At 34.4% G+C, this 13,183-nt stretch carries 10 protein-coding genes; all 10 read left to right on the top strand.

Going from position 1 to position 13,183, the window contains the following annotated elements:
- Positions 1-6 precede the first annotated feature (6 nt).
- The 10 genes from HJ01_RS11690 to tpx all read left to right on the top strand — a co-directional run bounded on the left by HJ01_RS11690 (position 7) and on the right by tpx (position 13,176).
- Positions 7-2,997, top strand: coding sequence for a glycoside hydrolase family 3 N-terminal domain-containing protein (locus HJ01_RS11690; RefSeq protein ID WP_007138633.1), 2,991 nt, complete (start codon positions 7-9; stop codon positions 2,995-2,997).
- Positions 2,998-3,124: 127 nt separating this feature from the next.
- Positions 3,125-4,417, top strand: coding sequence for an acyltransferase family protein (locus HJ01_RS11685; RefSeq protein ID WP_007138632.1), 1,293 nt, complete (start codon positions 3,125-3,127; stop codon positions 4,415-4,417).
- A gap of 156 nt (positions 4,418-4,573) precedes the next feature.
- Complete coding sequence (locus HJ01_RS11680; RefSeq protein WP_007138631.1) at positions 4,574-6,151, top strand: glycoside hydrolase family 10 protein; 1,578 nt, start codon at positions 4,574-4,576, stop codon at positions 6,149-6,151.
- Complete coding sequence (locus HJ01_RS11675; RefSeq protein ID WP_007138630.1) at positions 6,135-7,412, top strand: MFS transporter; 1,278 nt, start codon at positions 6,135-6,137, stop codon at positions 7,410-7,412. Before HJ01_RS11680 ends, HJ01_RS11675 begins: the two co-directional genes overlap by 17 nt.
- 114 nt (positions 7,413-7,526) lie before the next feature.
- On the top strand, positions 7,527-9,125 hold the full coding sequence (locus tag HJ01_RS11670) for a glycoside hydrolase family 3 protein (RefSeq protein ID WP_007138629.1): 1,599 nt from the start codon (positions 7,527-7,529) through the stop codon (positions 9,123-9,125).
- A 235-nt stretch (positions 9,126-9,360) separates the two neighbouring features.
- Positions 9,361-10,812, top strand: coding sequence for a Na+/H+ antiporter NhaC (gene nhaC / locus HJ01_RS11665; RefSeq protein ID WP_007138628.1), 1,452 nt, complete (start codon positions 9,361-9,363; stop codon positions 10,810-10,812).
- Positions 10,813-11,000: 188 nt separating this feature from the next.
- The gene (locus HJ01_RS11660; RefSeq protein ID WP_007138627.1) at positions 11,001-11,639 is read left to right on the top strand and encodes a peroxiredoxin; all 639 of its coding nucleotides are present in this window, start codon (positions 11,001-11,003) and stop codon (positions 11,637-11,639) included.
- Positions 11,640-11,805: 166 nt separating this feature from the next.
- The gene (locus tag HJ01_RS11655) at positions 11,806-12,114 is read left to right on the top strand and encodes a thioredoxin family protein (protein ID WP_007138626.1); all 309 of its coding nucleotides are present in this window, start codon (positions 11,806-11,808) and stop codon (positions 12,112-12,114) included.
- 107 nt (positions 12,115-12,221) lie between these two features.
- Complete coding sequence (locus tag HJ01_RS11650) at positions 12,222-12,479, top strand: DUF6952 family protein (protein WP_007138625.1); 258 nt, start codon at positions 12,222-12,224, stop codon at positions 12,477-12,479.
- A gap of 199 nt (positions 12,480-12,678) precedes the next feature.
- Entirely contained in the window at positions 12,679-13,176 is a 498-nt protein-coding gene (tpx, locus tag HJ01_RS11645) for a thiol peroxidase (protein WP_007138624.1), read from the top strand.
- The last annotated feature ends 7 nt before the right edge of the window (positions 13,177-13,183 follow it).

Here is a 13,183-nt window from a genome sequence, read left to right as displayed (position 1 = left end):
ATTAAGATGAAAAATCAGTTATTAAAAATTGGAAGCACTATTGTAGTATTATTTATAATGATCAATTGTGCCAATTATAAAAAAACAAATATTTCAGAAAAAGTAGGGATTGCTGAAAACAATAAAAAGTACATTCGCAAGAATAAAAACATACAAAAGCCATTTTTGACTGATTCTGAAACAGAAAAAGAATGGGTTGATCGTTTATATCGTTCTATGACTATTGACGAAAAAATAGGCCAATTATTCATGATTGCTGCTTATTCTAACAAGGATGAAGCACATCAAAAAGCCACAGAAAAATTAGTAACCGATTATAAAGTAGGAGGAATAATTTTCTTTCAAGGAGGTCCTGTTCGTCAGGCTGTTTTAACTAATCGCTATCAGGCGAGCTCTAAAACCCCTTTATTCATAGCTATTGATGGCGAATGGGGATTAAGTATGCGTATTGACTCTACCTATCGGTATCCTTGGAATATGACCTTAGGAGCAATCCAAGACGTAGATTTAATTGAAAAAGTAGGTCAAAATATGGGGGAAGAAAATAAACGAATGGGAATACACTTTAATTTTGCTCCAGTAATTGATATCAATACCAACCCAAATAACCCAATTATCGGAAATAGATCCTTTGGCGAAAGCAAAATAAATGTTGCTAACAAAGCTTCGGCATTAATGAAAGGACAGCAAAGTCAAGGAATATTTAGTACCGGAAAACACTTCCCAGGACATGGCGATACTTCAACGGACTCGCATAAAACCTTACCTACCGTTAATTTTTCTAAAAAAAGGATTAATCTAGTTGAATTGTATCCCTACAAACAACTCTTTGACGAAGGCCTTGCCTCTGTGATGGTTGGTCATCTTAATATTCCTAGTTTAGAGCCAACAGAAAACCATCCAACCTCCCTGTCTTATAAGGTAGTAACAAAACTCCTTCAACGAAAACTAGGCTTTAAAGGGTTGATTTTCACTGATGCACTAGGAATGAAGGGAGCAAGTAATTTTAAAGGGCCAGGCGAAGTTGATTTAGCTGCTTTTTTAGCTGGAAATGACATCTTACTTTGTCCTGAAAATGTGCCTTTAGCCATTGAAAAAATAAAAAATGCATACAACGAAAATACTATAACAGAAAAGCGACTTGCTCGTTCTGTAAAAAAAATACTACATTATAAATTTAAAGCAGGTTTAAACAAGTATTCGCCAATAGATACTAAAAATCTATATTCGGATTTGAATGCTTCTAAAAAAGATGCGCTTCAATATAGACTGTATGAAAACGCAGTGACAGTACTGCAAAACAAACAGGACCTCCTTCCCATTAAAAACCTGAATCAAAAAATAGCATATGTAAAATTAGGTGATTCAGATAACAGTTCGTTTTTGACAACTTTAAAAAAATACACTGATGTAACAGAAGTCGCCGATGCTAATATCGAGCAACTAAATATCAAACTAAAAGAGTTCAACACTGTTATTATTGGCTTTCATAAAAAAGACAAAGCATGGGAAAACCATGAATTTTCTCCAACAGAATTAACATGGTTACAAGAAATTGCAAAGCACAATAACGTAATCTTAGACCTATTTACAAAGCCATACTCCCTATTATCAATCCCTACATTTGAAAATATCGAAAGTGTAATTGTTTCTTATCAAAACTCAGATATTGCACAAATCGTTTCTGCTGAATTAATTTTTGGAGCCATTGAAGCCAGAGGAAAATTGCCCGTATCAATCCATTCTATTTTTCCTGCCAATACGGGAATCACAACTGCCAAATTAGATCGCCTAGGATTCACTGCTCCAGAAAACCAAGATATGGACCCAACAGTTTTATCCAAAATTGACGCGATTGCCCAAAAAGCAATTGATGGAAAAATGACTCCTGGCATGCAAGTTCTTGTAGCAAGAAAAGGACAAGTTGTTTTTCAAAAATCATATGGACATCATACTTATGACAATGCGATTAAAGTATCCAATAGCGATTTATATGACGTTGCCTCAATATCAAAAATGATATCCACTTTACCAAACGTAATGCAATTGTATGATCAAAAGAAAGTTGACTTGGACACTCGCTTAGAAACCATGCTACCCTATTTTAGTAACACCAATAAAAAGGACATCATTTTTAAGGATTTATTATCCCATTATGCTGGACTTAAAGCGTGGATTCCGTTTTATAAAGCAACATTAGACAGTAATAATAAGCCTTTAGAAAAGTACTATCGAAAAAATGCTAGTTCTGAATTTTCCCTAAAAGTAGCTGACAATTTATTTTTGAGAACGGATTATCAAGATACTATTATGAAGATCATTGCAGATACTCCTTTGGCAGCAAAAAAAGAATACCGATACAGTGATTTTACATTCATTATCTTAAAGGAATACCTAGAACAAGTAACGAACAAGAAATTAGAGGTTCTAAGTCAGGAAAATTTCTTCAACTCCCTTGGAATGAATAATACGTTATATAACCCTTTACAGAAATTTGATATAACCGTTATCGCGCCTTCAGAAGTTGATAATTATTTTAGACATCAAGTTGTGCAAGGCTATGTTCATGATATGGCGGCAGCCATGCAAGGCGGTGTCGCAGGTCATGCCGGAATTTTTTCTAATGCAATGGATGTGGCTAAAATGATGCAATTGTATTTGCAAAAAGGATCTTATGGTAACCAACGCTATTTTTCTGCGGCGACCTTTGACACTTTTAACACTTGCCATTTTTGTTCCGAAGGCGTTGAAAGAGGTTTAGGTTTTGATAAAAGACTTGGTCCTGACGGTTCTACATGTCAATGCACTTCTCCTTCGAGTTTTGGTCATACTGGATTTACAGGAGATATGGCTTGGGCTGATCCTGAAAATGGACTTGTTTATATCTTTTTATCGAATAGAACCTATCCTGAGGTTAGCGAATTAGGGAACACACTAGCCAAAGAAAAGATCAGAGAAGACATTCAAAAAATAATTCAGCAATCAATTATAAAGTAAAGTTCTTGTTTAAATTAAAAAAAACTATTCGATGATTCCTTAGGTTTAGATGGACAAAATTTCATTTCCTAATTAAAAATGATAATCCAATAAAAAATCAATTCTCCTTTTTAACAAAATTAAAACAATGACAAAGCAACGTATAATTTCACTGGATGTATTGCGAGGAATTACCATTATGATGATGGTTTTGGTCAATAACCCAGGTAGTTGGGATAATGTTTTTGCTCCTCTTGAACACGCCAACTGGAATGGTTGTACTCCAACTGATTTAGTATTCCCTTTTTTTATTTTCGTTTTAGGCGCAGCAATCCCACTTGCTATTCTTACTAAAGAGTTGAATCAACAAAGCTTTTTAAAAATACTAACACGATCCTTGCGAATTATTTCTCTTGGACTGTTTTTAGGATTTTATGGAAAAATAGAAATATTTAATTTAGTGGGCTATCCCCTACTCATCTCAAAACTGATTATTACGGGAATTGTAGCCTATATATTGCTTGGGAATTTCAAACAAAAAATAAAATTCTCCTTAGTTTTGACCTTATTTTTTGTTTTTGTTTTTCTTGCTTTTAGTGGTATAACTGCATACAACGAAGTCCGTTTGCCTGGGGTTTTACAACGAATTGGTATTGTCTATTTTTTCACTTCATTAGTTTATTTAAAAACGGAAATTAAAGGTCAAATAATTATTATTGGACTATTATTAGTTGGGTATTGGGCCACCATGACATTAATCCCAGTACCCGATTTCGGTCCTGCAAATTTAAACAAAGGCACAAATTTAGCTGGTTGGATAGACAATTTATTATTAAAAAATCATCTGTGGTCGTTTTCCAAAACCTGGGACCCAGAAGGTATTCTTAGCACAATTCCTGCCATTGCAAGCGGCATTATAGGCTTGTTAGTCGGTCAATTATTAAATAGTAGTTTGGCTAAAAAGGAAAAAGGTTTAAAAATGTTTGGTGCCGGCCTAGCTTTGGTTATTTCAGGTTTAATTTGGAATGAATTTTTTCCGTTAAATAAATCATTGTGGACAAGTTCCTTTGTGCTTTACACCGCTGGTTTTGCCACATTGTTTTTAGCTGCTTTTTATTATGCGATAGATATCAAAGGCTACAAAAACTGGACAAAACCTATATTAGTTTGGGGGGTAAACCCAATGATTGTTTTCTTTCTTTCGGGAATATTGCCGCGGGTCTTATCATCTATTAAAATCACTAATCCAGTGTATACTACTGGGAATCTTAACGAAATTCCAGAACAAATAGGTCTACAGGAGTATTTAAATAGATTTTGGATTCTGCCTTATTTTGATGAGCCAAAACTTGCCTCTCTAATATGGGCTTTGCTTAATATCCTTTTTTGGTCTGGTGTTTTATGGTATTTTTATAAAAAAAATCTTTTTTTTAAAGTTTGAATTAAAATAATCAAAACTACTTATCTCCAATCTATTGCTTTTTCACAATTTTGAAAAGAAATTACATTTAAAAATATAGTTGAATTTTATACCACATTTATAGAATAAATTTCACTAAAAAAACTACTTTTGATTTACCCTAAAATTAGATTTATAATGAATAAATTCAAGCACTTATTAGTAGTCCTTCCTCTTTTTTTACTTTACTTTTCGAACGGGAATGCCCAAGAAAGCGTTACACATCCCAAAAGTGAATTCAGAGCGGTGTGGATTGCCACTGTTGTAAATATTGACTGGCCAAAAGCAGGTACTGACCCTATTGAAAAGCAAAAAGCAGACTTCATTGAAATTTTAGATACTTACAAAAAACTAAATTATAATGCCGTGATTGTTCAAATCAGAAGTGTGGGTGATGCTTTTTACCCCTCTAAATTGGCTCCATGGTCTAAATATTTAACAGGAAAAGAAGGAAAAGCACCAGCTGATAATTTTGATCCCCTAGAATGGATGATAACTGAAACTCACAATAGAGGTTTTGAATTTCATGCCTGGCTAAACCCTTATCGTGCTACTATGGATCTAAATACTTCAGTTTTAAGTCCAACGCACGATTTCTTCAAACATCCCGAATGGATGATTAAATATGGTGGAAAATATTACTATAATCCTGCTTTGCCTGATGTTCAAACTCATTTGATTGCAGTTGTTGACGAGGTAGTAAAAAACTATGATATTGATGCCATCCATTTTGATGATTATTTCTATCCATACAAAATACAGGGACAAGAATTTGATGATTCTGCATCCTTTAAGAAATACGGAGCTGGAATGAGCCTCCCTGATTGGCGACGTTACAATGTCAATAATTTCGTAAAATATTGCTCCTACTCAATAAAAACGATCAAGCCATGGGTACAATTTGGTATTAGTCCGTTTGGAGTTTGGCGAAACAAATCAGTGGATCCTAAAGGTTCCGACACACAGTCTGGCCAAACGAACTACGATGATTTATTTGCTGATCCAATGGCGTGGATGGAACACAGCTGGGTCGATTATATTCTGCCACAATTATATTGGAGCATGGATCACCGTACGGCTTCTTATACAAAACTTTTAAAATGGTGGGCTGAAAACTCAAAAAATACCGCAGTTTACATTGGAAATGGGAGTTACAAGATCAACACTGATTCAGACAAAAGATGGAATGTTCCTTCTGAAATACCAAATCAGATTGATGTAACCAGATCTTATAAAAACATTAATGGAAACGCTTTCTTTAGTGCCAAATCATTTGTCAACAGAAACAAAGCTGTTACCGAATTACTAATCAACAACCAATACAAATATCCTGCACTTCCTTATGTGGTTCCTAATTCGAGGAAAACGGTTGTGGACGTCCCAACAGTTTGTAATGCAACCAAAGACAATGATTTTTACACTTACACCATCAACTATCCAGCAAAAAGTAAAGTGCGCTACGTTTTGGTTTATGCCGCTAAGAACTTGGAAAAAATTGACGTGACCGATCCGAGTCAAATTATTGACAAAATTGCCATAAAGGAAAAAAAGGACAGCATTTCTATCGTTATTAAAAAAAATAAATTCGAAAAAAACAATAGCTACGCCCTTTCATTTATCGATTTCTATGGTAATGAAAGCGCAGCAACTTTACTGAAAAATACAGCAGAAACCAAAACACTCCAAAGTCCCTTAAATAATGAAAATAGACAATAGACCTTGGTACTGGATACCTATTTTAAACTTTGCCTCGGGCCTGCCTTATGCTATTATTATTTCGGTTTCGGTAATCATGTATAAAAATCTGGGAATCAGCAATGAAGATATCGGTATTTACACCAGTCTTTTATATCTTCCTTGGGTAATAAAACCATTATGGAGCCCTTTTATTGATTTATACTCCACTAAAAGAAAGTGGTTTTTAAGCATGCAATTACTTATCTCGATTGCCTTTTTAATTGTGGGTTTTTCTATTCCCATGAATCATTTCTTTGTAATCAGTTTAGCCGTTTTCTGGGTTGCTGCTTTTGCCTCGGCTTCTAATGATGTGGCCAGTGATGGTTTTTACATGTTGGCTTTAGAAAAGGATCAACAATCCTTTTTTCTTGGAATCCGAAGTACTTTTTACAGACTTTCCATGCTTACCGGAAATGGTTTGATTGTAATTATTGGAGGTTATTTAGAACAAGAATATGGTGACAAACAAAAAGCTTGGTCTTACACCATGATTATCGTTGGCCTATTGATGACTTTAATTACTATCTATAATTATTTTGCTACGCCAAAAACAGAAAAAGCAATCGTTAAAAACTCGATAGAAGCTGAAAAATCAAGTTTTGCAACAGTATTTTCGAGCTTTTTTCAAAAGAAACAAATTGCAATCGTTCTTGCTTTTATTTTGTTGTTTCGATTAGGCGAATCGCAATTATTAAAAATGTTAACTCCCTTTCTAATAGATGATATTGCTGTTGGAGGAATGGGTTTAACTACGCAAGACGTCGGGATTATTTACGGTACATTTGGCGTTATTTCACTAACCATTGGAGGAATCATAGGGGGAATTGTTATCTCTAGAGATGGTCTTGGTAAATGGATGTTACCAATGATATTAGCGATGCATTTACCTATTATTGGTTTTGTACTTCTCGCACATTTTCACCCTTCCTCCGTTTATTATATTTATGCTACAGTTATAGCGGAACAATTTGGCTACGGTTTTGGTTTCGCAGCATTTATGATGTACTTGATATATGTTGCTGATGGCGAATCAAAAACCTCCCACTACTCTATTGCGACTGGATTTATGGCACTAGGAATGATGTTGCCCGGAATGCTTAGCGGATTTATTCAAGAATATTTAGGCTACGGAAACTTCTTTATCTGGGTTTTCCTCGCTACAGTCCCTGGATTAATTCTGTCAAGGTTTTTAATTTACCCGAAAGAATTTGGAAAAAAGGTAGGTCAAGAAAAGTCATAAACATAAAAGTCATTTAAGCTAATGAAGATAGAATAAAAAATGAGCAAAGAAGTAAAAAACAATCCTTGCTAACTTAGTGCATTCTTTGTGTACTTTGTGGTTAAATAAACAGATATGACATTAGAACAAAAAGTAGGACAATTCTTTTTCCCAGCCGTTTTTATAAACGATTCTGAAGAAAATATTCAGGCAACTGAACAATTAATCAGAGAACATAATATAGGTGGATTAACTTTTTTTCATAGTAGAGCCAGTGCAGCTACGAATTATGAAACCAAGAAAAAAATAGTCTTTAATGATGATAGTTACAAGCGTTTACAAGATCTTATTTTACGTTATCAAAAATGCGCTTCTATTCCCCTTTTAATGAGTATTGATGCCGAATGGGGTTTAGCCATGCGTGTCGAAAAAACACCTCAATACCCGTATGCCATTACACTAGGTGCTTTGCCTGACAGTGAATCTCATTTAGTTTACGAATTGGGAAAGCAAATTGGCTTGGACTTAAAATCTGCAGGGATTCATTACAATTTAGCTCCATTGGCTGACATTAATAACAACCCCAATAATCCCGTAATTGGATACCGTTCTTTTGGTGAAAACAAGGAAAAAGTAGCCACTTTTGCATTAGAATATTTAAGAGGAATGAGTGATGTAGGGGTTTTAGGATGCCTAAAACATTTCCCTGGTCACGGAAACACTAATGTAGATTCGCATTTAGGTTTGCCTATTTTAGAAGAAAATCTGGAACAATTATTAGAAAATGAATTGTATCCATTCATCAAAGGAATTGAAAATGATGTCGACTCCATCATGATTGGCCACCTTGCAGTTCCTGCTTTAAATGAAGGAAAAGACACTTCGGCCACTTTATCAAAACCCGTAATTGAAGATCTTTTGCGAAAGCAATTGGAATATGATGGATTAGTAATTTCGGACGCATTGAATATGCATAGCGTTTCTAAACTGTACGACAAAAAAGGCCAATTAGAATGGGAAGCTTTCCATGCTGGAAATGATGTATTGTGTTTTGCCGAAAATGTCTCTGAAGGCATTCAGGAGATCCTTAAAAATGCAACAACAGAACGCATTGATGAAAGCTATGTCCGTTTGATGAAATGCAAACAGAAAGCAGGACTTTTAGATAATATTCAGACTATTGCTGCAAAATTAGATTTTGAAACAACATCTCTATTGAACCGTAAAATAGCGCAAAACAGCATTACTAAAATTAAAGACAATAACAACACTGCAATGGTATTGGAGACATCCAAAAAAGGAACATTAGCCTTACTAAGTCTTCATAAAGAAATTGACAATGCCTTTTTTAATGCCCTGAATCCAACTCTGAAAGCACCATTATTCTCAGCTAACGAAAAAGAGGGACAAACCGTTACGTCTTTGGACAAAGACCTTAGTCTTTTTGATACTGTTGTTATTGCCTTATATGTTCCGAAAGCAAAACCAATGAATAATTTCGATATAGCACCTGAAGTTTTATCAATATTAGAGCAGCTACTACACTCAAAAAACTGCGTGCTGTATGTATTTGGCAACCCTTATGCGTTACAAGTTATTCCTAATTTACAATCCGCTACTGGAATTGTACAGGTTTATCAAGATTTTATAGAGTTTCAAGAGAATGCCGCTCTGCAATTACTAAATGACACCTGCTGTAAAGGAATTTTACCCGTTTATATTAATGGGATATAGAAGAATTTAAAAAAAATATTTTCAACAATCCCCGTAATTCAATTGTTTTATCAGAGTGTATACAAATATAACCCAAATCACATCTGACTAAAAGTCAATACCTAAGCTTAAAAATGGGTGTTAAATAAAGTAGTACTCTTTTTAAAACCGCTATTTTAAATCAAGTTGTTTATTAAATATCAGTTTAGGCTTTTACATAGTTTTTTATCTATATTGCAATCTCAAACGTAATAGTATGGATACCAAAATTAACAGAAACAAAGAATTATCGATAACCGAAGCCTTAATTCCAGTAGTGGCACTTATAGCAATGTTAGGCTATAATGTTGCAGTTTACGGAGATGATGCTTTGAGTGGAAGTAATCAATTTGTTCTATTATTAGGCGCTGCTGTTGCCGCCATTGTCGGATTTTTCAATAAAGTCACTTTCGAGAAAATGATGGAGGAGGTTGCTGAAAATATTAAATCAACCGTGGGTGCTATTCTTATATTACTTATGGTTGGTGCGCTGGCCGGAACTTGGCTAATTAGTGGGATAATCCCATCAATGATTTATTACGGATTACAAATTTTAAGTCCTGCTATATTTTTACCTGCCACTTTGATTATCTGTTCGATAATTTCTATAGCCACAGGGAGTTCCTGGACAACAAGTGCCACCGTTGGTATTGCGTTGATAGGCGTGGGTGGCGCATTGGGTTTCGATTTAGGAATGGTCGCTGGAGCAGTAATTTCTGGAGCCTATTTTGGAGATAAATTATCTCCAATGTCAGATACTACTAACCTTGCTCCTGCTATGGCTGGTACTGATTTGTTTACACATATCAGATATATGACCTTAACCACGATACCAACCTATGCAATCACCCTTATACTATTCATTATTTTGGGCTTATCTGTTGAGATCAAAGGGAATGTCGATATCGCAAGCCTTTTAGCTGATATTGAAACTTCCTTTACAATTTCGCCATGGCTATTCCTAGTACCTTTAATAGTAATAGGCTTAATTATTAAAAAAACGGAACCATTAGTTGCGCTTTTAGTGGGAACTCTATTGGCGGCTGTTTTTGCGATTATCTTTCAACCGCATATCGTCAACCAAATTGCAGGTGTTGATCATATGACTTTCAAATCTGGATACAAGGGAGTAATGGATGCCATTACTGGTAAAATAGTAATACCAACCGACAACAAAACCCTTGCCGATCTATTCACATCTGGAGGGATGCAAAAAATGCTGGGTACTATTTGGCTAATTCTTTGCGCGATGGTCTTTGGTGGTATTATGGATGCCATTGGCGCTTTATCAAGAATAAGTCAAACCCTTCTAAAAATGGCGCACACTACTTTTGGATTGTTTGCTTCAACCGTAGGAAGTTGTTTGGCTTTAAACATAACTGCTTCTGATCAATATTTAGCTATTGTCGTTCCTGGAAAAATGTTTGCTAAAGCCTACAAAGAGAAAGGCCTGGCTCCTGAAAATTTAAGTAGAACATTAGAAGATTCTGGAACAGTAACCTCTGTATTGATTCCATGGAATACCTGTGGTGCCTATCAGTCCGGAACATTGGGAGTGTCAACCCTGGATTACCTACCCTATGCCTTTTTTAATATCTTGAGCCCGTTTATGACATTAATTTTTGCAGCATTTAATATTAAAATTAGACAATTGGCTTATAAAAAATAACAAAAAAAGCCACTTTCTATTCAGTTTAAAAGATAAAGCCATGACTTAATGTAAGTTATGGCTTTATCTTTTAAACCGATAAGCAAAAACTATAATTCGATAAAAATATATAATTGAAATCGATAATGAACAGCGTTTCTTAATGCCTACTTTTGCACAATATTAAACAAACACTAAACAATATAATTATGTCATTAGTAGGAAAAAAATTCCCAAGTATTGCAGTTGATGCTATCTCAGAAATGGGAGACAACATGAAAATAAACATTTTTGAAGAAGCTACAAATAACAACAAAAAAGTACTTTTGTTTTGGTACCCGAAAGATTTTACTTTTGTTTGCCCAACAGAACTACATGCTTTTCAAGCGGCATTACCTGAATTTGAAAAAAGAAATACAATCGTAATTGGTGCTTCTTGCGATACTAACGAAGTACACTTTGCTTGGTTAAACACTCCAAAAAATAATGGTGGAATCGAAGGTGTTACTTACCCAATCCTTGCTGACACTAACAGAAACTTATCTAACATTTTAGGGATTCTAGATATTGATTCTACTGAATATAGCGAAGAAACAGACTCAGTTATAATCGAAGGATCTAATGTAACTTTTAGAGCTACTTATTTAATTGATGAAACAGGAAAAATCTTCCACGAAAGTGTTAACGATATGCCATTAGGTCGTAACGTAAATGAATACTTACGCATGGTTGATGCTTATACTCATATCCAAGAAAAAGGAGAAGTTTGTCCTGCAAACTGGGAAGCTGGTAAAGAAGCAATGAGTGCTGACAGAAAAAGTACTGCTGAATACTTAAGCTTAAACTAATAAAAGCAACTGAGGTTCAGAGGAATCAAGCGGCAAAGTTTTTTTGCTGTGGCGATTTTCAAAGTTTCAACAAACTTTGTGCCTCTGAACCTTTGCTACTTTCTGCTTTAAAAATAAACCTGCGCAACTTAGTTCCTTTGAACCTTTGCAACTAAAAAAAACAACTATGTTAATCGATTTAAACGAAGATACTTTAGCTGATTTGGTCAACCAAAACAATAAAGTTGTAGTACAATTTTCTGCTTCATGGTGCGGTAATTGCCGAATCATGAAACCTAAATTCAAAAAGTTAGCCACAGAAAATGAATCAATCACTTTTGTACTTGTAGATGCTGAAAATTCTCCAGAATCAAGGAAACTCGCTAATGTAAGTAACCTTCCTACTTTTGCCACTTTCGTGAATGGTAAACTGGTAAACGAAACGCAAACAAATAAACAAGAAGTGCTAATTGAATTAGTGAACGAAATTGTTTAATGATTTATTGGTTTAAAGTTTAATGTTACCTGACTTTATAACTAATTTTAAACTTTTGGAGTAAATTAATAGTAGCTCAAAACCTTAAACTTTAAACTAAAAAAAACATGAAATTACCTGTAATAAAGCATCTAACACAATTTATAGAAGATAACGATCAAGATTATATTATAGAAACTATTGAAGTTCTAGAAGCAATGACTGAAATTCCTTCATTGAAAGACGAAGAACTTGATGTTATAGGAGAACTAATTTCTAATATGTATGGCGCCATTGAGGTACATAAAATGGTGAAAAACGGAACCGATAAAAAAGAAGCTCTCAATACTTTTATGAAAAGAGTTTTAGGTTCTATTGATAAATAAAATCAATTCTTTAGAAAAACAGTATAAAAACGCACTTAGAAATGAGTACGTTTTTTTCATTTAAAACAGATTCGTAAAAAAACGAATTGGTTTACAATAGTTTGACGATACTTCTAAAATGGCCAACTTTATCCCGAAGTTTCAGGACTAATTCTTAAATAATTTTCATACTTTTGAACCTTAACAAAAAACACAAAAAATGGCTTCAATAACATTAGGAGGAAATCCGATACACACATCAGGTGAATTACCAAAAGTAGGTTCACAACTAGCTGATTTTAAAATGATACAAAATGACCTTTCAGTTGCTTCGTTAAGTAATTTTTCAGGTAAAAAATTGATTCTAAATATATTTCCAAGTGTTGACACAGGAACTTGTGCTGCATCTGTTAGAAAATTTAACGAAACTGCTGGGAATTTAGAAAACACCACCGTATTATGTATTTCTAGAGATTTACCTTTTGCACAAAAACGTTTTTGTGGTGCTGAAGGGCTAGAAAACGTGATCAACTTATCTGATTTTCAAGAAGGAAGCTTCGGTAAAACAAATGGTTTAGAAATCCTTGACGGGCCGCTTGCTAGTTTGCATTCAAGAGTAATTATTGTAACTGATGCTAACGGAACTATCATCCATACTGAACAAGTATCAGAAATTGCAGACGAACCTAATTACGAAGCTGCTCTAGCAGTACTATAATTAGGGA

This window comes from Flavobacterium frigoris PS1, from assembly GCF_000252125.1.
GTDB lineage: Bacteria > Bacteroidota > Bacteroidia > Flavobacteriales > Flavobacteriaceae > Flavobacterium > Flavobacterium frigoris_A.
Note: the sequence above shows the minus strand (reverse complement) of the source record. Positions and strands in the feature narration are given on the sequence as shown.

What these genes read in the sequence shown, in the direction of transcription:
- HJ01_RS11690 (WP_007138633.1), top strand. Translation starts at nt 7, where the DNA reads ATGAAAAATCAGTTATTAAAAATTGGAAGCACTATTGTAGTATTATTT.
- HJ01_RS11685 (WP_007138632.1), top strand. Translation starts at nt 3,125, where the DNA reads ATGACAAAGCAACGTATAATTTCACTGGATGTATTGCGAGGAATTACC.
- HJ01_RS11680 (WP_007138631.1), top strand. Translation starts at nt 4,574, where the DNA reads ATGAATAAATTCAAGCACTTATTAGTAGTCCTTCCTCTTTTTTTACTT.
- HJ01_RS11675 (WP_007138630.1), top strand. Translation starts at nt 6,135, where the DNA reads ATGAAAATAGACAATAGACCTTGGTACTGGATACCTATTTTAAACTTT.
- HJ01_RS11670 (WP_007138629.1), top strand. Translation starts at nt 7,527, where the DNA reads ATGACATTAGAACAAAAAGTAGGACAATTCTTTTTCCCAGCCGTTTTT.
- nhaC (WP_007138628.1), top strand. Translation starts at nt 9,361, where the DNA reads ATGGATACCAAAATTAACAGAAACAAAGAATTATCGATAACCGAAGCC.
- HJ01_RS11660 (WP_007138627.1), top strand. Translation starts at nt 11,001, where the DNA reads ATGTCATTAGTAGGAAAAAAATTCCCAAGTATTGCAGTTGATGCTATC.
- HJ01_RS11655 (WP_007138626.1), top strand. Translation starts at nt 11,806, where the DNA reads ATGTTAATCGATTTAAACGAAGATACTTTAGCTGATTTGGTCAACCAA.
- HJ01_RS11650 (WP_007138625.1), top strand. Translation starts at nt 12,222, where the DNA reads ATGAAATTACCTGTAATAAAGCATCTAACACAATTTATAGAAGATAAC.
- tpx (WP_007138624.1), top strand. Translation starts at nt 12,679, where the DNA reads ATGGCTTCAATAACATTAGGAGGAAATCCGATACACACATCAGGTGAA.